Origin of the sequence: Mycobacterium sp. NPDC050441, assembly GCF_040655355.1 — a bacterium.
Lineage (GTDB): Bacteria > Actinomycetota > Actinomycetes > Mycobacteriales > Mycobacteriaceae > Mycobacterium.
In genome coordinates, this window is record NZ_JBFAJS010000009.1 from 45,978 (window position 1) to 71,047 (window position 25,070).

Consider the following 25,070-nt stretch of genomic DNA (forward strand, 5'->3'; position numbering starts at 1 on the left):
GACCGTTCACCTCGGGTACTTCGGGTTCGGCTGTGGGGCATTGCCGGTGACGGCGGACACGATGCCCAGCGGGTCCGAGCGGCTGATCGGGTAGGAGATCGGGTTGGTGATCCCGGCCCCCACGCACATCGGCAGCATGTTGCGGTCGCAGAAGTTCTGGGCCGCGGCGAACTGGGTGAGCACCGTGGACACGTTCAGCCGGATCCGGCCGCGCCGGTCCTGGCCGATGGTGTTGGACAGGTTCTGCATCATCAGCGGAACCAGGTCCATGAATTCGGCCAACTGCGGCTGTTTGGCGGTCAGCGTGTCGCCGACGGCGTTGAGGTTGGCCGCGATGGTGCCCAGGTCGTCACCGTGCTGGGCGACGAAGGTGTCGACCTGATCGAGCACCACCTTGAGATCGGCCATGGGCTGGGCGATGTCGACGTTGGCGTCGGCCCAACTGCCGCCGACCTGGCCGAGTTCGTCGACCATCTGGTTCAACGACACCTGGCGCTGGTTGAACGCGGCCATCAGCGTGCTGAGGTTGTCCACCACCGCGCCGATGTCCTCGGCCCGGGCGCCGAGCACCCCGCTGGCCGCACTCAGGTTGCGCATCGCGGAGTTGAACAGCTTGCCCTGGTCGCGCCACTGATCGGCGCCGCGGGTGAGCACCGCGCCGATGTCACCCTGCTGGGGGCCGATCGCCGAGGTCAGTGTGCTCAGGCTGCCCAGCATGGTGTCGAAGGTGATCGGGGAGTGGCTGTGGTCGGCTCCGATGACGTGCCCGTCGGCCAGCGTGGGGCCCGAACCACCGTAGGCGGGGCCGAGTTCGATACTGCGGTCGCTGATCAGCGCCGGGCTCACCACATAGGCATCCGGGTCGGAGGGCAGTGTGACATCGTCGGGCAGGGTCATGGTGACGCGCACCGTGGTGCCCTGCGGCGTCACCGCGGTGACCCGCCCCACCGGCACCCCGAGCACGGTGACCTTGCTGCCCGGGTAGATGCCGTTGATGTAGCCGAAATCGGCGTGCACGGTCCGGGCCCGGTCGGTGCGGCCGAATACATACCAGCCACCGGCCCCCAGGCACAGGACGATGACAAGCGCGAATCCCAAGTGTCGTTTCATCGGCACTCCCGCTGAACGTTGAGGAAGCACAACAGGTTGTCGGGCATCACCACGGACGGCGAATTCACGTCGGCCCAGTTGCCGTTGCCGGTGGCGTTGGTGACCGCGCGGATCGCCGGGGGCATCTTCTGCAGCGTCTGATCGATCTTGTCCACATTGGCTTTCAAGGTTCCGGTGACTGCGGTGAGGCCGGCGATCAGGCTGCCGAAATCCGCCTGCTTCTCGGTGTAGATCGCGGCCAGGTGCCGCATGATCGCGGTCAGGTTGTGCACGATGTCGGTGAGCGCCTGACGTCGTGCGGCCAATGAGGACACGATGTACTGCGCGTTGGCCGCGGTGTCGGCCAGTGAATCCGTCTGATGCGACAGCATTTCGGCCATTGACCGGCTGATCCGCAGGATCTCGTCGATCTTGTCGCCGTTGTCGGCGAAGGCCGAGCTGGCGGCGCTGATCCCGGCCAGCGCCTGGCCGAGCTCGGTGCTGTTACCGGGCATGGTCTCGGCCAGGGTGTTCATCATCGCGGTCAGAGGCTGTTGGTCGACGTGTTCGGCGGTGTCGGCGGCCTTGCGCCCGACTTCGTCGAGACTGTAGGGAACCGTGGTCCGCGACAACGGGATCACGTTGGAGTCCAAGCCATTTACGGTTCCTGCGGGCATCACGTCGAGAAACCGCTTGCCCAGCACGGTCCGCAGCCGCACCGTGACCGTGGTGCGGTTGCCGAGGGCCTGTGCCTTGTCCAGCCGGAATCCGACGCGGACCCGGTCACCGGCCAGGGCCACGTCTTCCACCCGCCCGGCCGGCACCCCGGCGACGTACACCGGGTCGCCGCCGGACAGCCCGCTGGCGTTGGCCAGCTCGGCAACGTAGGCGTTGGTTCGCACGTGGTAGACCGCGCGGGGAATCCCGATCGAGACGACCATGATGGCGACCAGGGTGATGGTACCGATCATGCCCAGCGCCAAGGGAATTGACGGGTTGTGTTTGCGCTGATCTTTGACGAAGAGGAAGATCACCGCGCCGACGAAGAGGTCGATCAGTTTGACGAGAAACATCTACTGACACACCTCGGAATGCGTGTAGCCGAAGATGTTGGCTTCGTGGCTGCGGATCTTGAGGGTGAAGTTGCACAGGTACAGGCTGACGAACCCGCCGTAGCTGGAGGTCCGGTTGATCGCGTCGCCGAACTCCGGCAGGCGGGTCAGCAGCGTGGTGAATTCCTCGGTGTTGGGCTGCCAGGTCTGCAGCATGGCGTTGAGGTTGGTGATGGTGTCTCCGTAGGCGGCACTCGAGTTGTTGACCGTGTTGGCCAGGGTTGCGAGCACGGCGTTGCCCTGGTCGATGAGCGTCTCGAACTGCCGGTCACCGGAGGTCACCGCGGCGCTGAGCCGGTTGAGCCCGGTGAGCATCTGTTCGAGTTGGGGCTGGCGGGTGTTCATGGTGCGCATCAGGGTCGACATGTTGTCGATCAGCTGGGCGAATATCCCCGCGTTGTTGCTCAAAGATGAAGTCATGGCGGCGATCTGGGTGAGAAGCGTTGTCAAGGTCTGGGCCTGGCCGCTGAAGGTCTCGACGAATCCCCGGGTCAGGGTGTTGACCTGCTCGGGGGCCAGCGCGTCGAACAGCGGCTTGAACCCGTTGAGCAGTGCGGTCAGATCCACGGCCGGCGAGGTCTGGGCCAGTGGTATGACGCCGCCGGCGGCCAAACGCGCCGGTGGTTCGTCGGTGGAGACGTCCATGATGGCGCCACCCGGATCGGACAGCGCGACATAGCGGGCGCCGAGCATGTCGCCGTAGCGCACCGCCGCGGTGACGTTGCTGGTGAGGGTGAAGTCGGAGTTGACCTCGATGTCGACGTCGGCGCGGCTGGTGCCGTCGGCGTTCGGGGCGAACCGGATCGTATCCACCCGTCCGATCCGAATACCGTTCATGGTCACCGGATTTCCGACGTTGAGTCCCTCGACGCTGCTGAACTGCGCCTGGTAGGTGACGGTGCTACCGCGCACCGGCACCGACAGGGTGTTGATCACCAGCACCGCACTGAGCACCCCGGCCGTGCTGAAGCCGCCGAGCTTGGCCCACGACTGCCACCGTCCGTTCCGGTTCATGAGACCTGCACTTCCGTGCCGCGTACCAGGGGGCCCAGCATGAGCACCGTGGCAATGTTCGGTTGGGTCGAGGGGGCGCCGGCCGGGGGCACCAGTTCGTCCTGCAGCACCGCCAGGGCGTGGGCCTGGCGGTCGGCGTCGACGACGGCCGACGCGGGCGCAGCCTCGGGAATAGTTGACGCGGGCGCAGCCTCGGGAATAGTTGACGCGGGCGCAGCCTCGGGAATAGTTGAGGTAGGGGCCGCGACTCCAGGGGCGCTCGGGATCGATTCGGCAGGAAGAGGTTCGGTGGGTGTCGGCGCGGACTGCGGCAGCCCGGGCCCCGGCGGCAGGAACGAGTGCGTCGGCATGTGCGGTGCCGGTGCGGTGAATGGCGTGACCGGCAGGTCGGCGGCCGGGCGAGACAGGATGTCCTCCGGTTGCGTCGACACCACACCCGACGGTGCGGATTCGGCGCAGCGGGCGCCCTGGGTGTTGCCGTACACCGGACAGTCCTGCAGCGAGTACGGCATGGGCCCGGCGAAGGTCGCGACGGCCGTGATGTTGAACTTGCCCGTCGCGAACACCTTCGCGCCGGCCTCACCGAACGACTGCGCGCCGGCCAGGGTGTCGACCAACCCCAGCGGCTGGGCGGCAGTGGTCGCCATGATCTTGCCTGCCGAATCGACCACGGTGATCAGCTGTTCGCGGTGATCGGACATGAATGAGGTGAGCACAGAAGAGAACCGGGCGAAACCGTCGATGGCCGAGGCGAACTTCTTCTGGTCGTCGACCATCCGGTTGGACACCGACGTCGCGGCCGACAGCGTGGAGAGGATGTCGGGCGTGGCGGAGTTCAGCGAGGCCATCACATCCCGGAATTGCGGTGTGGTGTCGAGGAAGCGCACCAGTGACGGGGTCAGCACCTCGGCGCTGGCGCTCAGGTTGTCGATCGTGGTGCCCAGTTCGGTGCCCCGGTTGCGCAGGGACTGGCTGATCGCGGTGAGGGCGGTCTGCATCCGCTCAGGTTTGATCTGCGAGAACAGGTCGACGATCTTGGTGAACACGTCGTAGAGCGCCATCGCATCGGGGCTGTCGTCGATCCCCACGGTGTCACCTGGCTTCAGCCCCGTTGTCGACCGGTTACGTTGCGGGTCAACGAGTTGCAGGTAGATGTCGCCGAAGAAGGTGCGGGGCACGATCCGCGCAACGGCCGAGGACGGAATGATGCCGAGGCTGTCGGGTTCGATCGCCAGCCGAACCCGGGACGTGCGGGTGCCCGACTCGATGTCGGCGATCCGTCCGACGTTGACGCCGTGGTAGCGCACCGGAGAACCGCCGGTGATCAGCCCCGCCGACACCGGAACCCCCACGAACACATCGGCACTGCGTTCCAGATGTCCCGACGCCCGGGCCACCAGTACGGAGGCCACGGCCACCGCCACAGTGGCGGCGGCCAGCCCGCGCAGCGCCAGTTTCGCCCGGCTGGGTTCCGGAGACCTGCGGCGCCTGCCGAATTGCCCGAGGCGCTTCACATTCCCATCCCGGGGATCTCGGGGACCAGGCCCCACAGTGCGAAGGTGAGGAGCACGTCGAGGATGCCGACCGCCAGGATCGCGGTGCGCAGCGCCCGACCGGCCGCCTGTCCCACCCCGGCGGGCCCGCCCGAGGCGAAGTAGCCGTACGTGCAGTGCACCAGGGCCACCACGATCGCGAAGACGACGGCCTTGATCCCGGAATAGAGCAGGTCTCGCGGGCCGAGGGCCAGGTGGAAGAAATAGTCATACGTGCCGGGGGAGGCGCCGTTGAAGATCACCACCACGGTCCGGGTGGACAGATAGCTGGCCAGCAGGCCGATCATGTAGATCGGGATGACGCAGACCACCGAGGCCAGCACGCGCGTACCGACCAGGTAGGGGATGGAGCGCAGCGCCATGGCGTCGAGCGCGTCGATCTCGTCGGAGATCCGCATGGCCCCGATCTGGGCGGTGAAACCCGTTCCGACCTTGGCGGCCAAGGCGATTGCCACCACCACCGGCGCCAGTTCGCGGGTGTTGGCGATCGCCGCCAGCATGCCCGACAGCGTGTTCATCCCGACGAGGTCAAGGCCGCGCTGGGTCTCGACGCCCAGCATCATGGCCGCGGCCAGCGACATCGCGAACACGATGCCGATGGTCCCGCCGCCCGACAGCAGGGAGCTGCTGCCGAAGGTGACCTCGCCGATCTGGCCGAGGGTGTGCTTGCGGTAGCGCACCAGCGCGTACGGCAGTGAACCGAGGACCTTGGCGTAGAACGTGACGTGCTGGCCGGCCACCGTGAGTGCGTCGTACCCGGCGACCGCGGGTCGCGAAATCCGGTGCAGAGCAGCACTGCTGGCAAATGCGGTCATCGGTAGCTGCCCACGGCCGGAACCACCACGGTGTACAGCGCCGACATGGTGGTGTTGAGGATGAAGACCAGGGCGAAGGCCAGCACCACGGCCTCGTTCACCGCGTTGGCCACCCCGCCCGCGCCGCCCTTGGTGTGCAGGCCCTTGAAGGTGGCGACCAGCGTCGCGGTGAGTCCGAACACCGCCGATTTGATCAGTGCCATAACGAAATCCGACACCTGGCCGTACTGGCTGAACGTGGCCAGGAACGTTCCGGCGGGCAGGTGCTGCACGCTGATGTGGTACAGGTAGCACGCCATCACGCCGCCGAAGGTGACGATCGAGCACAGGGCCAGGGCCACGATGACGGCGGCGACCAGTCGCGGTGCGACGAGGCGCTCGATCACATCCAGGCCCATGACCTCCAGCGCGTCGATCTCCTCGCGGATGGTGCGCGATCCGAGGTCGGTGCAGATCGCCGAACCGGCCACGCCGGCCATCATCAGCGCGCACACCAGGGCTGCGGCCTGGCCGACGATGATGAATGCCACCACCGCGCCCGAATAGCCCCCGGCGCCGATGCGCCCGGCCAGCTCACCGACCGACACGGCGATGAACACCCCGATGGGCATCATCAGCAGCAGGGCCGGGCCGGTGCACACCCGGCCGATGAACAGGGTCTGGTTGACGACTTCGTCGAGCACCAGGCGCCGGCGTACCACCGCGGTGACGACGCTGACCAGCGCCTGCACGGAGAAGCCGAGCACGTAGCCGCCCTGGACCAGGACGTCCCGAACGGGGCCCTTGGACGCTGGTAGCTCGTAGGTCATCGAGTTCCTTCCGCGCTTGTCGTGGCATGCGCGGGGCCGGCCGGTGACCACCGGCAGTGCTGAGCACCGTTTCGACCCCCCGGTCGCCTGTGGAGCATGTCACATTTTGTGACACCACCGCAAGAATTAAGTGAATGGTTATTCTCGAGTCGTCCAGACATGTCTTGTGAGGTCTTGAACGGTTGGTTGCCCGAGTTTGTGAGTACCGGATCGCGTTAAAGAGGCCTGATTTCGACTCGGCGTGTCGGCCGAGTGCGAAAGAGAATCAACGTTAACTTAGCGCCACAGGGGTTACCGGACTGAGGCGGTGTCGGTATGTCGGGTGGGGTTGGGGAGCGTCATATCTCGCGGAGGTCGTTTCTGGCCGGAACGGCGACGGCGGGGGTGGCCGCGGCGGCGCTGAGCGGGTCGGCAGGCGCGCGCGCCGCGCCGGGTTCCACCGTCGCGATATTCGGTGCCGGGGTGGCCGGCCTGACCGCTGCGCACGAATTGGCCGAGCGCGGGTACCGGGTCACGGTGTTCGAGCGAAAAGCCCTGGGTGGCAAGGCGCGGTCGATGGCGGCGCCGTCCCCGTCGGGCAGCCCACTGCCGGCCGAACACGGCTTCCGGTTCTTCCCGGGCTTTTACCGCAATGTCACCGACACCATGCGGCGCATTCCTTTTGCCGGCAACACCTTCGGCGTCTGGCAGAACCTGACCCGGGCCACGTCGTACCTGCACTCGGGGTTGGGGCGCGCGGATCTGACCATTCCGCTGCCCTTTCCGATCCCGACGCTGCCCAATCCGATCACCCCGAAGGCGTTCACCGAGTCGGTGGCCGCGGTGTTCCAGACGTTGTTCCGGTTGCCCCCGTTGGAGGCGGTGTACGCCGCGCAGAAGCTCGCGGTCTACGTCACCAGCTGCGACGAGCGCAAGCTCGGCCAGTGGGACAACATGACCTGGGAGAAATACATCGGGGCGGACCACAAGAGCAAGGAGTACAACCGCTACCTGGCCGACGGCATCATCCGCAACCTCGCCGCCTCCAAATCCAAAGACGCCAGCGCGCATTCGATCGGGCTGGTCGGCGAGGCCTCGGTGTGGTCGATCCTGCTGCTGGGCAACGACATCGACAACAAGGGGTTCGACCGGGTGCTCAACGGGCCCACCAGCCTGCAGTGGATCGATCCCTGGGTGGCGCATCTGCAGTCGCTGGGGGTGACGTTCCGGCTCGGGCAGGCACTGGCACGACTGACCCCCAACGGCCGGCACATCGCCTCGGCCACCGTGGTGGACGGCAACGGGATGGCCCAACCGGTGGTCGCCGATTGGTACATCTCGGCGGTGCCGTGCGAGAAGCTCGCCGCGGTGCTCACCCCTGACGTGATCGCCGCCGATCCCAAGCTGGCCTCGGTGGCGGCGCTGCGCACCGAGTGGATGAACGGGTTGATGTTCTTCCTGCGCGAACGCGTCGACGTCACCAAGGGACACGTCAACTACGTCGACTCCGGGTGGGGGCTCACCTCCATCAGCGAGGCCCAGTTCTGGAAGCGGCCGCTGACGTCTTACGGGGACGGCACCGTCAAGGACTGCCTGTCGGCGATCATCTCCGACTGGAGCACGCAGGGGAATTTCAACCGGCTCAGTGCCCGGCAGTGCACCCCACCGCAGATCGCCGCCGAGGCCTGGGCGCAGATCAAGGCCCACCTCAACGACACCAGCATCGTGCTGACCGACGCGATGCTGCACTCATGGTTCCTCGACCCGTCGATCATCGATTCGGGCACGCCCAACGTCCGCAACGACGAACCGCTGTTCATCCAGGACCCGGGGTCGTGGGCGCGCCGGCCGGAGGCTGTCACCGGGATCGACAATCTGTTCCTGGCCGGCGAGTGGATCAAGACCGACCAGAACGTCACCACAATGGAGGGCGCCAACGAAGGCGGCCGCTACGCCGCCAACGGCGTCCTGCTGGCGTCGGGCTACTCAGGGCCGAAGGCCAACGTCCTCGGGTTGTTCCAGGCGCCGTGGTGGGCACCCTTCAAGGCTGCCGACAAGGCGCGGTACCGGGCCAGGCTGCCCCACGCGCTGGACATCGTCGACACCCGCTGGCCGACCTGACCCGCTTAGTGAAAACAATTCCCAATAACCCTACGATGGCCGGGTGACGTCGACCGGATCGGTACCCGTGCTCGCGGTCGCCGGGCATCTCGGCTCCGGCAAGACCACGCTGCTCAACCATCTGCTGCGCAACAGCCGAGGCGTCCGGATCGGTGCGCTGGTCAACGACTTCGGCGCGGTCAACATCGACGCCATGCTGGTGGCCGGTCAGGTGGACGCGATGGCATCACTGTCCAACGGGTGTATCTGTTGTGCGGTCGACGGCGATGAAGTCGGTGAGATGCTGGGCAAGCTCGCGGCCGTCAAACCCCGCCTGGATCTCATCGTGGTGGAGGCCAGTGGCGTGGCCGAGCCGGCCGCCCTGGCCCGCACCATTGTCACCGTCGACGATCCCCGTTTCCATTACGCCGGCCTGGTTCTGGTCGTCGACGGCCTGCAACCCGACCTGAGTCACGGGCTGCCGGTCGCCGATCTGGTGGTGCTCAACAAGGCGTCCGCGTGTGCCGACGTCGACGGTCTGCTCGCGCGGATCCGTGAGTTCAGTCCCCGGGTTCCGGTGCTGCCCACCGACTTTGCCCGCGTCGACCCGGAGCTGTTGATCGACCCGCCGCGGTCACGGGCTCCGCAGGCCCAGCTGTCTTTCGACGAACTGCTGCGCGAGGAACACGATCACGACCACCCCGAGTATCAGAGCGTGGAGTTCCGCACCGACGTTGCGGTCAACCCACGCTTGTTCATGGAGTTTCTGCGGGACCGCCCCGTTGGGCTGTACCGCGCCAAGGGTTTCGTCGACTTCGGCGCTCAGCGCTTCCTGTTGCAGCTGGTCGGCAGCTCGCTGCGGTTCGAGAAGCGGCGTGCGGGGACCACCGAGTTGGTGCTGATCGGCACCGGGATGGACCCGTCGTCGGTGCTGGCCGGGCTGCAGCGGTGCACCGGTGAGCCGGCCGACGAGAACGCGATGCTCGGGGTGCTCAAGTACGTGGTGTAGGTATCCTGGCCGCTCACTCAAGTTCAAGGAGCCGCTTTGTTCAAGGTCAACGAGTACTTCGGCGGCGACGTCGCATCGATCGCCTTCACGACGCCGGAGGGGCCTGCGACCGTGGGCGTCATGGCTGTCGGCGAGTACGAGTTCGGCACTTCCCAGCTCGAGATCATGCGGGTGGTCTCCGGCGCGCTGACCGTCAAGTTGCCCGACAGCGAGCAGTGGGAAACCTTCGCGGCCGGAACACAGTTCACCGTGCCCGCCGACAGCAAGTTCCAGGTGCGCACCGAGGTCGAGACGGCCTACCTGTGTGAGTACCGCTGACCTCAGGCCGTGAGCCGCCTACCCGATGCGACCGCGGAATCTGCTGTGCAGCCTCTGCTTTGACACACCTAGGACTCTGCCGATCTGTGCCCACGACAAGCCGGCCCGGCGGCCGGCAAGGATCGCTCGCTCATAGCGAGCCTGGGCCCGGGCGAGGTCGTCGCGGGCAAGCCCCAGTGCGTGAACCCGTGTCCCGATCGACAGGTCCCAACCGGCTTCCGTCGGATCGTCGGGTGCAACGGGTTCGTGTGCGGCGATTTCACGCTCCAATTGCTCCAGTGAGCGGCGCTGGAATTCCTTCAGCTCGGGGTCGTTTGCCCACCACGGCTCGCTCTTGTCTGCCATGGCCGGAGTATGCCCGCGGGCAGGGACATTCCCGCCTGGCGATCGTCAAACTCTTTGACGATCCTGGTGGACACTATGAGCCGAGAGAGTCGGACGGCTGCAGTCACCTCTCCGGGCGACATGTCCTGCGGAACTTCGTCAACATTTTTGACGCTGGGCTTTTCGGGTATGTAAGCACCCATGCGACCGATCACCCTGGCCAAGACGGCCACCGCGGCACTGACCACTGCGCTCGTCGGCGGCCTGGCCAGCCGGCCCGCGCAGTCCCATTGGTACGAGCAGCTGCGCAAGCCGTCGTTTCAGCCTCCGCGACAAGCCTTTCCGATCGTCTGGCCGATCCTGTACGCCGGCATCGCGGTCGTGTCGGCCCGCACGATCGACCGGCTGCGCACCGAGGAGCGTCAGGGGCAGGCCCGCGCCTACACCGTGGCACTGGCCGGCAACCTCACCGTCAACGCGGCGTGGTCATGGGTGTTCTTCTCCCGCCGCCAACTCGGCGCCGCGGCCGTCACCGCCGCCGCGCTGACCGCCAGCAGTGCGGATCTGACCCGTCGCGCGGTACAGGCCCAGGGTGCCCCCGGCGCAATCCTGACGCCCTATCCGCTGTGGTGTGCCTTCGCGACGGCGCTGTCCACCCGGATCTGGATGCTCAACCGAGTCAGCTGAACGGCTTGCGCTGATCCAGACGATTCGACGCCAGACCGGCACCCCGCCACACCCGGGCGATCCAGTCGTCGTCCTCTTCGGTGACAAGGTTGCCCATCACCCGCACGGCGATGTTCATCAGGAAGGACGAGCGAACCGCGACCGGGCCGGAGGCCGGCAGGAACCGGGGCAGCGTGAGCAGCAGAGCCAGCCGTCGGGCGATCGAGAACCCGTGGGCGTAATGCTCCTGCAGAACCGCGGGCCAGGCGTGTGAATAGTCGCCGGAACCCAGCAGTTCGGCCGCCAGCCGGCCGGTTTCCAGCCCGTAGTCGATGCCCTCGCCGTTGAGCGGGTTGACGCACGCTGCCGCATCGCCGACGAGCATCCAGTTCGGCCCGGCCACCCCAGACACCGCACCGCCCATCGGCAGCAGCGCCGACAGCGCGGCCCGCGGCTCCCCGGAAAATCCCCACTCCTCGCGCCGCAGCTGGGTGTAGTACGACAGCAGCGGCCGTAGCGCGGCGTGGGCGGGACGTTTGGCCGTCGCCAGCGCGCCCACACCGATGTTCACCTCACCGTTGCCCAGCGGGAAGATCCAGCCGTAGCCGGGCAGCACCTGACCTTCGGGGGAGCGCAGCTCCAGATGGGAGGTGATCCACGGCTCGTCGGCGCGCGGCGTGGCGATGTAACCGCGGATGGCAGTGCCGTAAACGGTTTCCTTGTGCCAGGTGCGGCCCAGCACGCGACCCAGGGTGGAACGGGCCCCGTCGGCCACGATCAGATGGCTGCAGCCGATCGTCGCGCCGTCGTCGAGCTGCACGGATTCGACCTGTCCGCGTGAGCCGTAGTTGACCCCAACGACTTTGGCGCCCAAGCGCATCTTGGCACCGTCGTCGGCGGCGACCGAGCGGATCCGGTCGTCGAGTTCGGTACGCGGAACCGCACTTCCGGTGGACGGGAACGACGGCCCGGGCCACGGCACCTCGACGTCGGCGCCGAACCCCGACATCCGCAAGCCGTGGTGTCGGATCCGCGTATCGAGCCACGGGCCCATGCCTAGCCGTTCCAGCTCGGCGACCGCGCGCGGCGTCAGTCCGTCACCGCAGGACTTGTCCCGGGGGAACTGGGCCGCGTCGACCACCTGCACGTCACGACCGGCTCGTGCCGCCCATGCAGCGGCCGCCGACCCGGCCGGTCCGGCGCCGACGACGACCACGTCTGCCTTGATATCCATTGCTCCCAGTATGTTGGACGAATGAGGACACCAGCGACTGTGGTGGCAGGCGTTGATTTCGGGGACGCGGCGTTCGCCGCCGACGTCCGGGACAGCGTCGCCAGGATCGAACAACTGATGTCTGACGAGCTGGGCAAAGCCGACGAGCTCATGGCCGAGGCGGTCCAGCATCTGTTCCAGGCCGGCGGCAAGCGGTTCCGCCCGCTGTTCACCGTGCTCGCGGCGTCGCTGGGGCCCCGGCCCGACGATCCGGAGGTCGCGATCGCCGCGGCGGTCATCGAGCTGGTGCACCTGGCCACGCTGTATCACGACGACGTGATGGACGAGGCTCAGATGCGGCGCGGGGCGCCCAGCGCCAATGCCCGGTGGGGCAACAACATCGCGATCCTGGCCGGTGACTACCTCTTCGCCACGGCCTCGCGGCTGGTTTCCCGACTGGGACCGGACGCGGTGCGTGTGATTGCTGACACATTCGCCCAACTGGTGACCGGTCAGATGCGCGAGACCCGCGGCGCGGCCGAGCATGTCGACTCCGTCGATCATTACCTCAAGGTGGTCTATGAGAAGACCGCCTGCCTGATCGCGGCTTCGGGACGGTTCGGCGCGACGTTCTCGGGTGCCGATGCCGAGCAGGTCGAGCGTCTCCACCGGCTGGGCGGCATCGTGGGCACCGCGTTCCAGATCTCCGACGACATCATCGACATCGACAGCGATCCCGACGAATCGGGCAAGGTTCCGGGTACTGACCTGCGCGAAGGCGTGCACACCCTGCCGGTGCTGTATGCGTTGCGCGAGTCGGGGCCGGATTCCGACCGGTTGCGCGAGTTGCTGGCCACGCCCGTCGAGCGTGACGAGGACGTGGCCGAGGCGCTGGCGCTGCTGCGGCGCTCGGCCGGCATGGCGCGTGCCAAGGAGACGGTCGCTGAGTACGCGGCCCAGGCACGTGACGAGCTGGCCAGCCTTCCGGCCGGGCCCGGGCGCGACGCGCTGGCCACACTCGTGGACTACACGGTCAACCGTCACGGCTGATTCCGGAACCACGGACGGTAACTGAGCGTTTAATCAGCGATGGTTGCCGAGTAGTTGCCCGTTAGGAGGAAACTGCGATGACGTGGAACCCGCACGCGAACCGGATCAAGACATTCCTGTTGCTGGTCGGTTTTTCGGCGTTGATTGTGTTCGTGGGTTCGTTGTTCGGCCGCAACGTGATGTACCTGGCGGTGCTGTTCGCGGTCGGCATGAACGTCTACGTGTACTTCAACAGCGACAAGATGGCGCTGCGCGCGATGCACGCCCAGCCGATCACCGAGGTACAGGCGCCCGAGATCTACCGGATTGTCCGGGAGTTGGCCACCACGGCGCATCAGCCGATGCCGCGCCTGTACATCTCCGACACCGCCAACCCGAACGCATTCGCCACCGGTCGTAACCCGCGCAATGCCGCGGTGTGTTGTACCACCGGGATTCTCCAGCTCCTCAATGAGCGTGAGTTGCGTGCGGTTCTGGGGCATGAGCTGTCCCACGTCTACAACCGCGACATCCTGATCTCGTGTGTGGCGGGCGCGATGGCGTCGGTGATCACCGCCCTGGCCAACATGGCGATGTTCGCGGGGATGTTCGGCGGGAACCGTGAGGGTACGAATCCGATTGCGATGCTGCTGGTTTCGCTTCTCGGCCCGATCGCGGCCACCGTGGTACGGATGGCGGTATCCCGCCAGCGTGAATACCAGGCCGATCAGTCCGGTGCCGAATTGACCGGCGACCCACTGGCATTGGCCTCGGCGCTGCGCAAGATCTCCGGTGGCATCGAGGCGGCGCCGCTGCCCCCGCAGCCCCAGTTGGCCGATCAGGCGCATCTGATGATCGCCAGCCCGTTCCGGGCCGGTGAGCGCATCGGCAAGATGTTCTCGACCCACCCGCCGATCGACGATCGGATCCGCCGCCTGGAGGACATGGCCGGCCGCGGCCCCGGCCACTACTGATCGTTCTGGTCCTTTCGCACCGCGAGCGACCGTGTCTGTACGCCGACACAACCGTGATCTGCGTACCTGCACGGTCGCTCGCGGTGCAGCGAGAACCTAGGCGGCGTCGGCGAGGGTCTCGATGTGGGTGGGCGTCACCCGCAGCACGTCGGCGCTGGCGATGTCGTAGAACAGGCCGATCACGTTGACGCGGCGGGCCAGCGGGTGCGCCTGCAGCGTCTGTACCTGCACCGCGATGTTGACCATCGACAGCTGATCGACCATCCCGAAGCCGGCCTCGGCCGCCGACTGGGCCACCGGGTGGCGGCCCTCGTCGAACGCTGCGATGGAGGGATCGCCATAGGCCAGCCAGGATTCCAGGTGCTTGTCACCCGCGTCGGTCTTGCCCAGCATCGCGGTCATCGCGCCGCAGCTGGAGTGCCCGCACACCACGATCGAGGAGACGCTGAGCTTGTCCACTGCGAACGCGATGGCGGCTTCGATCGAGGCGTCGGCCTGGCCGGCCGGGATCATGTTGCCGACGTTGCGCACCGTGAACAGATCGCCCGGGCCGCTGCTGGTGATGACGTTGGGCACCACCCGCGAATCAGCACAGGTGAGGAACAGCGTCTCGGGCCGCTGGGCATGCGCCAGCTCCTGCATGTGCGGGCGCAGCACCGGGGCGGTGCGACGGTGGTAGGCGGCCAGGCCGTGCAGCACGGACGACACCTCTTCGCGCTGCCAGGAGCTCCACGGCACCACGCCGGAGCGCTTGTCGAACGGCGTGAAGCCACGCATCGGCGGGCCGGTGACGGCGCTGCCCATCTCGACCGAACCCAGGTCATGGATGTCGACCGTGCCGCCGGTGGCCACGTGCTGGCGCTGCCACTCTTCGATGGTTTCGTGGGCCGCGTGGTCGATGAAGTCGACCGACAGCTCGATGGCCACCGTGGTGCCCGAGGGGACTTCCGCCAACACGCTGGTGAGCCTGGGCAGGGACAGGAACGTGCAGGAACCCTCGATGGCGACGCGCCAGGTGTCCGCACCGGTGGGCTCGGCGACGATGTTGGTACGGACCACCCGCCACACGGTCAGCGCGACCGCGAGCGCGAGTCCGATCAGCACGCCTTCGAGCAGGTTGAGGAACACCACGCCGACAGCCGTCACCACGTATACGGCGAGATCGCCTGTGCGCCTGGCGGTTTCGATGTGAGCACGCTTGACCAGCTGGCAGCCGATGACGATCAGCAGGCCGGCCAGGGCGGCGGTCGGGATCATCTGGGCCAGGCCGGCGAACGGAACGGCGAACGCCAGGATCCACACGCCGTGCAGGATCGCTGCCGCCCGGGTGCGGGCTCCGGCGGCGACGTTGGTGGAGCTGCGGACGATCACGCCGGTGACGGGCAGACCGCCGACGGCACCCGAGGCGATGTTGGCCGCGCCCTGGCCGATCATCTCGCGGTCGAAGTTGGTGCGCGGGCCGGTGTGCAGGCGGTCCACCGATACCGCCGACAGCAGGCTCTCGACGCTGGCGATCAGCGCGACGGTGAGCACGCCGGCAGCGAACGCGCCCCAGTTGCCCTGGGGCAGGCTGGGCAGGGCCAGCGCGTCCAGCAGGGAGCCGTTGATCTGGATGCGCGTGACGTCACCGAACGCCGGCAGCAACGACAGCGCAGTGACACCGACGATGGCCACCAGCGGGCCGGGGACCTTCTTGACGGCGGCGGGCACCCAGCGCCACGCCACCAGGATCGCGATCACCAGCGCGCCCAGGACGACACCGTGGCCGTGGGCATTGATCAGCTGACCTGGCAGTTCGGCGACGTTCGCCCAGGCCGAGCTGTTGGAACTGCCGCCCAGCAGCACGTGAATCTGCTGCAGCGCGATGGTGATGCCGATGCCGGCAAGCATCGCGTGCACGACGACGGGGGAGATGGCCAGTGCGGCGCGCGCCACGCGGCTCAGTCCGAACATTACCTGCAGCACGCCGGCGCACACGGTGATGGCGCAGGTGACGGCCCAGCCGAACTGCGAGATCAGCCCGGCGACCACCACGGTCAGCCCGGCGGCGGGTCCGCTGACCTGTAGCGGGGATCCGCCGAGGGCGCCGGCGATGATGCCGCCGACGATGGCCGCGATGATGCCGGCCAGCACGGGAGCGCCCGACGCGACTGCGATACCCAGCGACAACGGCAGGGCAACCAGGAACACCACCAATGATGCGGGTAGGTCGTACCGCAGAACGGAGCGCACCCGTTCTGCGAAATCAGTCGTTTGCTGCATTGCGCTCCTCCGTCTGGAGTTGGTGATGCGCGGGCCGCCTCGGTGCGGGGGCCCGCGCAAAGTTATTGACGCCGTTGTCGGTGGACAACTTCGAAAGGTGTTGGAGCACAGTGCGACACCTGCCGTCTTTGGCTCATGTGTAGCTCGGCAACACCCAATTACTATGAGCGAGAGTATTTATCGCTCTGAGCAGACGCAAGGAAGTTTGTGCCATGCATAGAGAACCCAAATGTTTCATAGATGTGTCATTTGGTGAATAGGGCTGGTGTGCAGGGGAAATCGATTGATGCGCCAGAAGTCGGCACCGAGTGTTCACCAAACTGTTTCGAAAAGATGTGTATTGCACCGATTCTCGGCTGGATCACCATTAGATGTGAAGGTGATGTGAGTCATAGAGGCCGGTGGGTGAACGGCATTCCCTTAGAACTCCATATGAACTCCGTGACAACGGTCTGTGTACTCCGCACAATGGAAACATGACGACGATGTCCGTTTCCCCTCGTGCCCAGCAACCGCGGCAGGCCATCCTCGGACAGTTGCCGAAGATCCATCGCGCCGATGGGTCTGCGATTCGCGTACTGCTGGTTGATGACGAGCCGGCGCTGACCAACCTGGTCAAGATGGCCCTGCACTACGAGGGCTGGGAGGTCGACGTGGCCCACAACGGCCATGACGCCGTGGCCAAGTTCGACGAGATCGAACCCGATGTCGTCGTGCTCGACATCATGCTGCCCGACATCGACGGCCTGCAGATTCTGCAGCGGGTCCGCGAGGCCGACGGCTATACGCCCACGCTGTTCCTGACGGCCAGGGATTCGGTGCTGGACCGGGTGTCCGGCCTGACCGCCGGCGCCGACGACTACATGACCAAACCGTTCAGCCTCGAGGAACTGGTCGCCCGGTTGCGCGGGTTGCTGCGCCGGTCCAGCCACACCACGCCGCCGGCCGACGAGACCCTCAAGGTCGGCGACATGGTGCTCGACGGGGCCAGCCGCGAGGTCACCCGCGCCGGCGAGCCGATCAATCTGACCGTGACCGAGTTCGAGTTGCTGCGCTACCTGATGCGCAACCCCCGGAGGGCCCTGAGCCGCGCCGAGATCCTCGACCGGGTGTGGAACTACGGGTTCGGCGGGAAGTCCAGCATCGTCGACCTCTACATCTCCTACCTGCGCAAGAAGGTTGACACCGACCGCGAGCCGATGATCCACACCGTGCGCGGGGTGGGTTATATGCTGCGGCCCGCGTCGTGACCCGCTGATGCCGCCGAGGTCCAGGTGGTGGTGGCCGCGTTCGCTACGCCGCCAGTTGGTGCTGGGTGTCAGCGCGATCGTCACCGTGGCGCTGGCCGCAGTCGGCGCGTTGTCGGTGTACAGCCTGCACACCTATGTGTCGACGATGAGCGATGCCGAGGTGTCCCGGTCGTTGGCGGCGTTCAGCCACTCCTTCGAGAAGTGGCGTGAAGCCCAGGCCGGGCACGAGCTCAACGGCGACGCCGAGGCGCTCACGGCGTTCGTCGGGCAGGCTCCGGGCAATCTGATCGCGGTGCTGCACGACGGCGAGGTGATCCAGTCGGCGGTGTTCTCCGACGGTGAGCCGCGCACGGCGCCGGTCGCGGTGACCCGCGCCCTCGACCAGTACGCGTGGGCTGACGCACATCCACGCACGGTGAAGCTTCCGGTGCTCGGCTCGTATCGGCTGGCCAGCCTGTCTGCGGGCAACGGCGACGTGCTGGTGTCCGGGGTGTCGCTGGAGAGCGCGAACCTGGTGATCGCCCGTAAGACGGTGACGGTCGCGGTGATGATCGTGGTCGCGCTGATCGCCACCGCATTGAGCACCATCGCGGTGGTGCGGATCGCCCTGCGGCCGTTGCGCCGGGTGGCGGCCACCGCCGCCAAGGTGGCGACGCTGCGGTTGGACGGTGACGATCACCGCATCACTGCACGGGTGCGGGACAAGGACACCGATCCGGACAACGAGGTCGGCATCGTGGGCGAGACGCTCAACCAGTTGCTGTCCAACGTCGACAGCGCGCTGGCCGAGTTGGCCGCATCTGATCGGCGCACCCGACAGTTCCTCACCGATGCCAGCCATGAGTTGCGCACCCCGCTGGCAGCGATCCAGGGTTACGCCGAGCTGACCCGCCAGGACAGTGCGAACCTGCCGCCGACCACCGAGTACGCGCTGGCCCGCATCGAGGCCGAGGCGCGGCGGATGACGGGTCTGGTCAGCGACCTGTTGCTGTTGTCGCGGTTGAGCGAGGGGCAGGAACTGGAGACCGACGACATCGACCTGAGTGATCTGGTGGTGGACGCGGTCAACGACGTGGCCGTGGGTGCGCCCGAGCATCACTGGGTGGCCGAGCTGCCCGACGATCCGCTGTGGGTACGCGGGGACCTGGCCCGGCTGCATCAGGTGGTCAGCAATCTCTTGACGAATGCCCGGATACACACGCCGCCCGGCGTGACCGTCACGATCGCATTGACCGAGGCCGGTGAATTCGCCGAATTGACGGTGACCGACGACGGCCCGGGAATTGATGCCGAATTGTTGCCGAACCTTTTCGGCAGATTTGTCAGGGCGGATAAATCGCGGTCGCGGGAATTGGGTAGTACCGGGTTGGGGCTGGCCATCGTGGCGTCGATCGTCCAAGCGCACGACGGTACCGTCGCGGTCGCTTCGAAGCCTGGTCGCACGGTGTTTACCGTGCGGATCCCGCTCGCGGGTGAGGTCGCACCGGAGACCGTTGCCGCCCATGCAAAAAATATGAATTAGGCCTGAATTCCCTTTGATGATCCGGTCGTATGCGTGAATTCGTATGCGTTCTATATGAGTTCATGGACGCTGGTGAATTAGCTCTTTAGGCTGGAGATACCTCATAAAGAGAAAGGCCAGGTAATTCAATGATGAACATCTGGAAAACTGTTGGCGCCGCCACCGTCGGGGCGGGCCTGGCGGTGGGTGCGTTGGTGCTCGCGGGCCCAGCTGCTGCGGCACCGAGTGGCTCGGGGTCGGCGCAGCAGACCATCAAGCAACTGGAGGACGAGGGCTACCGCGTCATCCTGTCGCGGGTCGGCAGCGGTTCGATCAGCGACTGCAACGTCAAGGCGGTCCGGCCCGGCCGCGACATCACCGAACTCAAGGCCGCGCCGCGGGGCAATACCGAGGAGCGGGTCCGCTACACCACGGTCTACGTCGACCTCGCCTGCAGCTCGGGTAAGTAGCCAAGCCCCGGAGCGGTGGACCGCACTATCGCCCCGGGTTAGGGTGGCGGCGTGCTGAGCAGAGTGGTGATTGGCCTGGTGAGCGCCGCGGGGGCGGCCATGATGAGCGTGCCCGGAGCGGCGGTGTTGATATCGCCAGGGGTGGCGCAAGCCGACCCGGAACCGGCGCCGGCCGTCCCCAACGTCAACGTGTACGCGCCGGTCAAGACCTCCGAATACGCGGTGATGGACAAGACCTGGTACGCGTTCGGCATCCCCGACGGCATCACCTGCGTGATTCAGCGCAACGGTACCTACGGGTGCAGCGGACCGATCCCGGCCGCGCCCAACGGAGCCAACCTGGTCAGCGGCGGGCCGGGAGTGCCCGGGTTCGCCAGCTCACCGGCCCCGGTGTTCGCCGTCGTCGAGAATCCCAAGCCGTTGCCGGCGAATTCGCGGATCAGCTATCAGACGATCAGTTGCGGCACCGACGGTGTCACGACGTCATGCATCGACGGTCGCAATCAGTCCGGTTTCGTGATCAGCCCGTCGGGCAGCTTCGTCATCGGTGAGCAGGAGTCGGACTTCAAGCCCACCTTCCAGATCGGCTGAGCCCGGCCGAGGCGTCAGCCGATTCCTTCGAGCGTCTCCATGTCGCTGGTGCCGATCTTCGCGATCACTTCCGGTGACCGACGGCTCAGAATCCAGTACCACGCCAGCGCGACGGCAAGCGTGATCAGGAACAGCCACGGGATCACGTTGAGTGGGTAGGCCGGCACCGGATACACGTTGGCGTAGAACACATATGCCATTGATCCGATGGCCAACGCGGCGGCGGGCCAGACCAGCGGAACGCGGACCTTGATGCTGCGCAGGAAAACAACGGCCGCGATCGCGGCGGCGGCGTAGGCCACCATGTAACCGTAGGTTCCGTAGGTGTCCACCCAGGTCACGACATCCATTGCGTCGACGCCTGCCAGGTACAGGACCACGGGCACCGCGATCACCAGCGGGCTGACCGAGATCAGCGCGCGGTGCGGGGTCAGGTGCGTCGGGTGGGTTCGGCCGATCGCCGACGGAACCACACCCTCTTTGCCCATCACGTACAGGATGCGTCCGATGACGTTCATCGGCGCGACCACCACGGCGAAGAACGATGCGGCGATGCCGAAGTTGAGGATCGGGTTGAACCAGCCCGGCATGCCCACCAGGGTCGCGAGATCGTTGAGCGGCTGCGCGGATTCGCCGAGGTCGGGTCCCAACGCGGCCACCTGGGTGTAGGCGGCGAAGACATACAGCACACCCACGCCGGCAGCGCTCCACATGATCGCCCGCGGCACCGCGCGGTAGGGATCCTTGGCCTCGCGGGCCAGGGCATCGGCACTGGAGAATCCGACGAAGCCCAGGATCGCTAACACCATGCCCACCGCGATGCCCGACGGCTTGGCGCCGCTCAGGTCGAACTGGTCCGCGTCGAAAGCGTTCGCCCCAAGATGCACCAGGGTGAAGACCAGCAGGAGGGTGATGATTGATACCGAAACCAATTCCAGCACAAGGGAAACCCGTGCGGAGAGCCGGATGCCGCGGATGGTGAACAAGGTGGCCAGTGCACCGAGAACGACGGCCAGGACGATCTGTGCGACCACTCCGTGGACCGGAATGCCGAGTTGGTTGAGCAGGGTGGCGGTGTAGGCCACCGAGCCGCTCAGTGATCCGGCGGCGATACCGAAGCATCCGATGATCAGGCTGACGCCGGTCACGTAGGCACCGAACGGTCCCAGCGCGGTCGCGGCATAGCTGTACAGCGAGCCCGCACTCGAGCGGCGCTTGGCGAACTGCGAGATGCAGTAGCCCACCGAGAGGATGACGACGGTGGCCAGCGCGAACGAGATCCAGGTGCCGTTACTGGCGGTGGTGTAGATGGCGGCTGCGGTGAACGCGATGACGGCGCTGGGCGCGATGTTGGCAATGGCCTGCGCGGCCAGTTCGCCGCCGCCCATCACTCCGCGGCGCAGGCCCGCATCCCCGGTCGGGGTCTCGGCCCGGGTCTGAAGATCTTCAGTCACTTGGGATCTCGATTCTTCTCAGGCGTTCGGGACGAGTAGTTGGCGCAGTGCGTGCCCAGCGGCCAGATCGTCGAGGGCAGCCGCGGCTTCGGCCAGTGGCCGCCGGGCGGAGATCATCGAGGCCAGGTCGAGGTTGCCCGCCATCACCTCGTCGACCAGCTGCGGGATGTCACGCTCGGGCACCGCCGAGCCGTAATTGGAGCCCAGGATCCGTTGATCGGACTCGGCCAGTGCGAGCGGGTCGAAGCTGGCCCGTTCGCCGGATGGCGGCAGACCGACGATGACGGCCGCCCCGCCGAGTCCCAGCGCGGCGATGGCCTGCTCGGTGGTGGCGATCTTGCCGATGGCGTCGAAGATGTAGTCGTATCCGTCCGGCAGCACCTCACGCAGGGCTGCCACGACGTCCTCGACCGCCGAGGCGTCGACGGTGTCGGTGGCGCCGAGTTTACTTGCCAGGTCGAGCTTTTCGGCGACGACGTCCACCGCCACGATGCGCGAGGCGCCGGCCAGTCGGGCGCCCTGAACACAGGCCAGGCCCACCCCGCCGCAGCCGATCACCGCGACGGTCGAATCGGGTTGTACGCCCGCGGTATTGCGCACCGCGCCCACTCCGGTGGCGATCGCACAGCCCACGATCGCGATGTCTTCCAGGGGCGCATCCTTGCGGACCTTGATCGCGCCGCTGCGGGGAACCACGACCTGCTCGGCGTAGGAGGACACCCCGAGGTAGTGGTGGATCTGGCCGCGTTCGTTGGACAGCCTGGTGGTTCCGTCGTACAGGGTGCCGCCGGTGGACACGACCGATGCCACCAGCGCGCACTGGGCCGGCCGGTCGGCCTGGCAGGCGCGACATTCGCCGCAGCCGGGCACCCAGCTGAGCACCACATGGTCGCCGGGTTCGAGGTCATCGACGCCGGGGCCGACCGCGGTGACCACGCCGGAGCCTTCATGTCCCAGCACCACCGGCGCCGGGACGTCCCAGGCTCCGGTGGTGACGTGCAGGTCGGAGTGGCAGACGCCGGCGGCGGCGATCTGGACCCGCACCTCGCCGGGGCCGGGGGCGGCGAGGTCGACGTGCTCGATGCTGATGGTTCCGTTGCCGTCGAGGACGGCGGCTTGAATCCGCGTCGACTCGCTGTTGGGTTCGGTTGCAGGTGCAGACACCGCGTGCCTTTCTGTGCTTCGGGGGCACCGCCACGTGTAGGGTTCAATGCCATAAAACGATGGATGTGTTTTACACCACTAAACGAACGCGCGTCAACAGGAAGGGGGAGCTTCAGTGGCAGACGGCCGGCAGACCGGCACGGAGACCGGTATGGGGCGGGCCGGGGCAAGGCTGCGTGAGTTTCGTGGTCAGCGCGGATTGAGCCTGACCGAGGTGGCCGCCCGGGCCGAGGTGACCAAGGGCTTCCTGAGTCTCGCCGAGCGGGGGATGACCAATGTTTCGGTCCCGGTGTTGATGCGAATCTGCGACGCCTTGGAGATCGGCATCGGCGATCTGTTCGAGTACCCCTCGGCGCCGGTCGTCCGCAGCGGGGCCGGCGCGCCGCTGGAGATGGGCGGACACGGGGTCCGGGAAGAGTTGCTGACCCCGAAGTCTGAACACCATGTGCAGGTGATGCACACCATCATGCGGCCGGGCGGTGGTTCCGGCGGGGCCTACCGACTCGACGCCGCAACAATTTTCGTCTACGTGCTCAAGGGCGGGCTGAGCATTACCGTCGAGGGGCAGGCCACCTTGCTCAACACCGGCGACAGCATGACCTTCGGTGCGTCCCAGCTGCATGACTGGCACAACCCGACCGAAGGGGAGGCCGAGGTGCTCTGGACCATCGCACCGCCGGTCGGGGCCGAGGACTTCCGCGCCGCGGTGCGCGGCGGCGTCGAGCACGGTTCCGCGAAAGTGACGTAGCGGTCGTTGTCACCGACGCGTGGCGACCCTGGCGTCACTCTCGCGCGAACGGCGCAGAGCGAACGGCTCAGAACCCCGAGCCGTGCACCTCGTGGCCGGGCTTCTCGATCATCAGTCCGTTGTACGCGTCCTGGACCTTCGCGCCGTGGTTGATCACCGCGTCGACCTCGCGGGCGATGGGCATGTTGAGCCCGTAGTTGTCGGCGAACTCCATGATCACGCTGGCGGCCTTGACGCCCTCGGCCACCTGGTTCATCGAGGCGATGATCTCATCGATCGACTTGCCCGAACCGAGTTGCTCGCCGACGTGGCGGTTGCGGCTGCGCTGGCTCGTACAGGTGACGATGAGGTCGCCCATGCCGGCCAGGCCCGCGAAGGTGTCGCGGTGCCCGCCGATGGCTTCGCCGAGTTTGGACATCTCCCGCACCGCACGGGCCATCACCATGGCGCGGGTGTTCTCGCCGATGCCCAGTGAGTAGCCCATGCCGACGGCGATGGCGTACACGTTCTTGAGCGCCCCGGCCATCTCCACGCCGACCACGTCGTCCGTGGTATAGGTACGAAAACGCTTGGTGCGGAACAACTGTGACAGGTTCGCAGCCAGATGCTGGTCGGGCATGGCCAGCACAGCGGCGGCGGCATAGCCTTCGGCAACTTCGCGGGCGATGTTCGGCCCGGCCAGGATGCCCGCCGGATGCCCGGGCAACACCTCGTCGACGATCTCGCTCATCCGCTTGTTGGTGCCCTGCTCCAGGCCCTTGACCAGGGAGACCACCGGCACCCACGGGCGCAGTTCACGGGCCAGTTCGGTGAGTACCCCGCGGAAGCCGTGTGACGGCACACCCATCACGATCACGTCGGCGCAGTTGGCCGCCTCGTTGAAATCGTTGGTGGCCTTGAGGCTTTCGGGTAGCGCAACCTCGTCGCCCAGATAGCGCGAATTGCGGTGGTTGTCGTTGATGTCCTTGGCGGTCTCCTCCGAGCGCACCCACTGCAGGGTCGGCCCGCGCCGAGCACAGATGGAGGCGACGGTGGTGCCCCAGGATCCTCCGCCGAGGACGACGACGTTGGGTTCGCGTTGCGCTGGTGCCATGGCGATCAGAGTATTGCCGAGACGCGGTTGCTGAGCGCAAGTTGTCGAACTGGGTCAGCCGGTGGCCGTCCTGCGCCGGCGGTCGCACCTTCGGTCGATCGCGATGAGCGAACCCATCTACTCCGCTGGATCGGTGATTCCCTTCCGCCGAGCCATGACCATACTTTAAAGTACGGTCATGGTCGGGAGATTCGGCAGCAGTGGGACGGACGGTTGGGCCTTCGCGGGTCATCTACGATCCGCCTCTGGCCACCGGTCATCGGGGCCGCATGCGGGTGCCGTCGGTGTGCCTATGAGATCCGCCGAAAGCCGACTGACATCGCCTGTAGTCAGTAGACTTCGGCGCAGCGGCGATCCAGGCGCCGGGCGCCACCCGCCGGCGAAATCCTGGGAACTTTTTCCAAGGTTTCGACACGATGGGCAAAGTTAACCTGCATGCGAGGTACTGATTCCGTGGTGAGTTCGTCCACGGGTCGCGAATCCGTGACCGATCAGGGCGTAGCCCTAACGTCGGCGTCAATCTGGGTGAAGCT

At 66.6% G+C, this 25,070-nt stretch carries 23 protein-coding genes; 11 read left to right on the forward strand and 12 right to left on the reverse strand.

What is annotated here, in order from left to right:
- Positions 1–6: 6 nt before the first annotated feature.
- The 6 genes from AB0I14_RS25115 to AB0I14_RS25140 are packed head-to-tail and all read right to left on the reverse strand — an operon-like array spanning position 7 to position 6,392.
- Positions 7–1,110 carry an MCE family protein gene (locus tag AB0I14_RS25115; RefSeq protein WP_358027446.1) on the reverse strand — a complete coding sequence of 368 codons (1,104 nt, stop codon included), beginning with the start codon at positions 1,108–1,110 and terminating at the stop codon, positions 7–9.
- The gene (locus AB0I14_RS25120) at positions 1,107–2,162 is read right to left on the reverse strand and encodes an MlaD family protein (RefSeq protein ID WP_358027448.1); all 1,056 of its coding nucleotides are present in this window, start codon (positions 2,160–2,162) and stop codon (positions 1,107–1,109) included. Before AB0I14_RS25120 ends, AB0I14_RS25115 begins: the two co-directional genes overlap by 4 nt.
- Positions 2,163–3,215 (reverse strand): MlaD family protein, encoded by a 1,053-nt coding sequence (locus AB0I14_RS25125; protein ID WP_358027451.1) that lies wholly within the window; start codon positions 3,213–3,215, stop codon positions 2,163–2,165. It lies immediately after the preceding gene.
- Complete coding sequence (locus AB0I14_RS25130) at positions 3,212–4,729, reverse strand: MCE family protein (RefSeq protein ID WP_358027453.1); 1,518 nt, start codon at positions 4,727–4,729, stop codon at positions 3,212–3,214. Before AB0I14_RS25130 ends, AB0I14_RS25125 begins: the two co-directional genes overlap by 4 nt.
- Positions 4,726–5,583 (reverse strand): ABC transporter permease, encoded by an 858-nt coding sequence (locus AB0I14_RS25135; protein WP_358027456.1) that lies wholly within the window; start codon positions 5,581–5,583, stop codon positions 4,726–4,728. The genes AB0I14_RS25130 and AB0I14_RS25135 overlap by 4 nt, the downstream gene beginning before the upstream one ends.
- Positions 5,580–6,392: an ABC transporter permease gene (locus AB0I14_RS25140; RefSeq protein ID WP_358027459.1), complete on the reverse strand. Its 813-nt coding sequence runs from the start codon at positions 6,390–6,392 to the stop codon at positions 5,580–5,582. Before AB0I14_RS25140 ends, AB0I14_RS25135 begins: the two co-directional genes overlap by 4 nt.
- Before the next feature lie 315 nt (positions 6,393–6,707).
- Between AB0I14_RS25140 and AB0I14_RS25145 the strand changes: the two genes are divergently transcribed.
- The 3 genes from AB0I14_RS25145 to AB0I14_RS25155 are packed head-to-tail and all read left to right on the forward strand — an operon-like array spanning position 6,708 to position 9,798.
- On the forward strand, positions 6,708–8,492 hold the full coding sequence (locus tag AB0I14_RS25145; RefSeq protein WP_358027461.1) for an FAD-dependent oxidoreductase: 1,785 nt from the start codon (positions 6,708–6,710) through the stop codon (positions 8,490–8,492).
- Between the two features lie 43 nt (positions 8,493–8,535).
- Positions 8,536–9,480 carry a GTP-binding protein gene (locus AB0I14_RS25150; protein WP_358027463.1) on the forward strand — a complete coding sequence of 315 codons (945 nt, stop codon included), beginning with the start codon at positions 8,536–8,538 and terminating at the stop codon, positions 9,478–9,480.
- 36 nt (positions 9,481–9,516) lie between these two features.
- Positions 9,517–9,798, forward strand: coding sequence for a pyrimidine/purine nucleoside phosphorylase (locus AB0I14_RS25155; protein ID WP_358027465.1), 282 nt, complete (start codon positions 9,517–9,519; stop codon positions 9,796–9,798).
- An 18-nt stretch (positions 9,799–9,816) separates the two neighbouring features.
- Here AB0I14_RS25155 and AB0I14_RS25160 read toward each other — a convergent pair whose 3' ends face one another.
- A complete protein-coding gene (locus AB0I14_RS25160; protein WP_358027468.1) occupies positions 9,817–10,143 on the reverse strand; it encodes a hypothetical protein in 327 nt (108 codons plus the stop codon).
- A gap of 180 nt (positions 10,144–10,323) precedes the next feature.
- Between AB0I14_RS25160 and AB0I14_RS25165 the strand changes: the two genes are divergently transcribed.
- On the forward strand, positions 10,324–10,809 hold the full coding sequence (locus AB0I14_RS25165; protein WP_358027471.1) for a TspO/MBR family protein: 486 nt from the start codon (positions 10,324–10,326) through the stop codon (positions 10,807–10,809).
- Here the strand turns inward: AB0I14_RS25165 and menJ are convergent.
- Positions 10,802–12,022, reverse strand: a complete 1,221-nt coding sequence (menJ, locus tag AB0I14_RS25170) for a menaquinone reductase (protein WP_358027474.1) — start codon at positions 12,020–12,022, stop codon at positions 10,802–10,804. The genes AB0I14_RS25165 and menJ overlap by 8 nt on opposite strands.
- A gap of 21 nt (positions 12,023–12,043) precedes the next feature.
- On the opposite strand from menJ, the gene grcC1 reads away from it, so the two are divergent.
- On the forward strand, positions 12,044–13,051 hold the full coding sequence (gene grcC1 / locus AB0I14_RS25175) for a nonaprenyl/(2E,6E)-farnesyl/geranylgeranyl diphosphat synthase (protein WP_358027477.1): 1,008 nt from the start codon (positions 12,044–12,046) through the stop codon (positions 13,049–13,051).
- Positions 13,052–13,128: 77 nt separating this feature from the next.
- A complete protein-coding gene (gene htpX / locus AB0I14_RS25180; protein WP_358027480.1) occupies positions 13,129–14,004 on the forward strand; it encodes a zinc metalloprotease HtpX in 876 nt (291 codons plus the stop codon).
- 96 nt (positions 14,005–14,100) lie between these two features.
- Here the strand turns inward: htpX and AB0I14_RS25185 are convergent, their stop codons facing one another.
- Positions 14,101–16,266, reverse strand: a complete 2,166-nt coding sequence (locus AB0I14_RS25185) for a bifunctional SulP family inorganic anion transporter/carbonic anhydrase (protein WP_358027482.1) — start codon at positions 16,264–16,266, stop codon at positions 14,101–14,103.
- Positions 16,267–16,742: 476 nt separating this feature from the next.
- On the opposite strand from AB0I14_RS25185, the gene AB0I14_RS25190 reads away from it, so the two are divergent.
- From AB0I14_RS25190 to AB0I14_RS25205, 4 genes are all read left to right on the forward strand, one after another.
- Positions 16,743–17,516, forward strand: coding sequence for a response regulator transcription factor (locus tag AB0I14_RS25190; RefSeq protein ID WP_328819280.1), 774 nt, complete (start codon positions 16,743–16,745; stop codon positions 17,514–17,516).
- 7 nt (positions 17,517–17,523) lie between these two features.
- Positions 17,524–19,038 (forward strand): HAMP domain-containing sensor histidine kinase, encoded by a 1,515-nt coding sequence (locus AB0I14_RS25195; RefSeq protein ID WP_358027486.1) that lies wholly within the window; start codon positions 17,524–17,526, stop codon positions 19,036–19,038.
- Positions 19,039–19,166: 128 nt separating this feature from the next.
- Positions 19,167–19,487 (forward strand): hypothetical protein, encoded by a 321-nt coding sequence (locus AB0I14_RS25200; protein WP_358027489.1) that lies wholly within the window; start codon positions 19,167–19,169, stop codon positions 19,485–19,487.
- A 51-nt stretch (positions 19,488–19,538) separates the two neighbouring features.
- Positions 19,539–20,078: a hypothetical protein gene (locus AB0I14_RS25205; RefSeq protein ID WP_358027492.1), complete on the forward strand. Its 540-nt coding sequence runs from the start codon at positions 19,539–19,541 to the stop codon at positions 20,076–20,078.
- A 14-nt stretch (positions 20,079–20,092) separates the two neighbouring features.
- On the opposite strand, the gene AB0I14_RS25210 is transcribed toward AB0I14_RS25205, so the two are convergent.
- Both AB0I14_RS25210 and AB0I14_RS25215 read right to left on the reverse strand, forming a co-directional pair.
- Positions 20,093–21,532 (reverse strand): APC family permease, encoded by a 1,440-nt coding sequence (locus AB0I14_RS25210; protein ID WP_358027494.1) that lies wholly within the window; start codon positions 21,530–21,532, stop codon positions 20,093–20,095.
- 18 nt (positions 21,533–21,550) lie between these two features.
- Complete coding sequence (locus AB0I14_RS25215) at positions 21,551–22,696, reverse strand: Zn-dependent alcohol dehydrogenase (protein WP_358027497.1); 1,146 nt, start codon at positions 22,694–22,696, stop codon at positions 21,551–21,553.
- A gap of 115 nt (positions 22,697–22,811) precedes the next feature.
- On the opposite strand from AB0I14_RS25215, the gene AB0I14_RS25220 reads away from it, so the two are divergent.
- Positions 22,812–23,444, forward strand: a complete 633-nt coding sequence (locus AB0I14_RS25220) for a cupin domain-containing protein (RefSeq protein WP_358027499.1) — start codon at positions 22,812–22,814, stop codon at positions 23,442–23,444.
- 67 nt (positions 23,445–23,511) lie between these two features.
- Here AB0I14_RS25220 and AB0I14_RS25225 read toward each other — a convergent pair whose 3' ends face one another.
- Entirely contained in the window at positions 23,512–24,537 is a 1,026-nt protein-coding gene (locus tag AB0I14_RS25225; protein ID WP_358027502.1) for an NAD(P)H-dependent glycerol-3-phosphate dehydrogenase, read from the reverse strand.
- Positions 24,538–25,070: the final 533 nt, after the last annotated feature.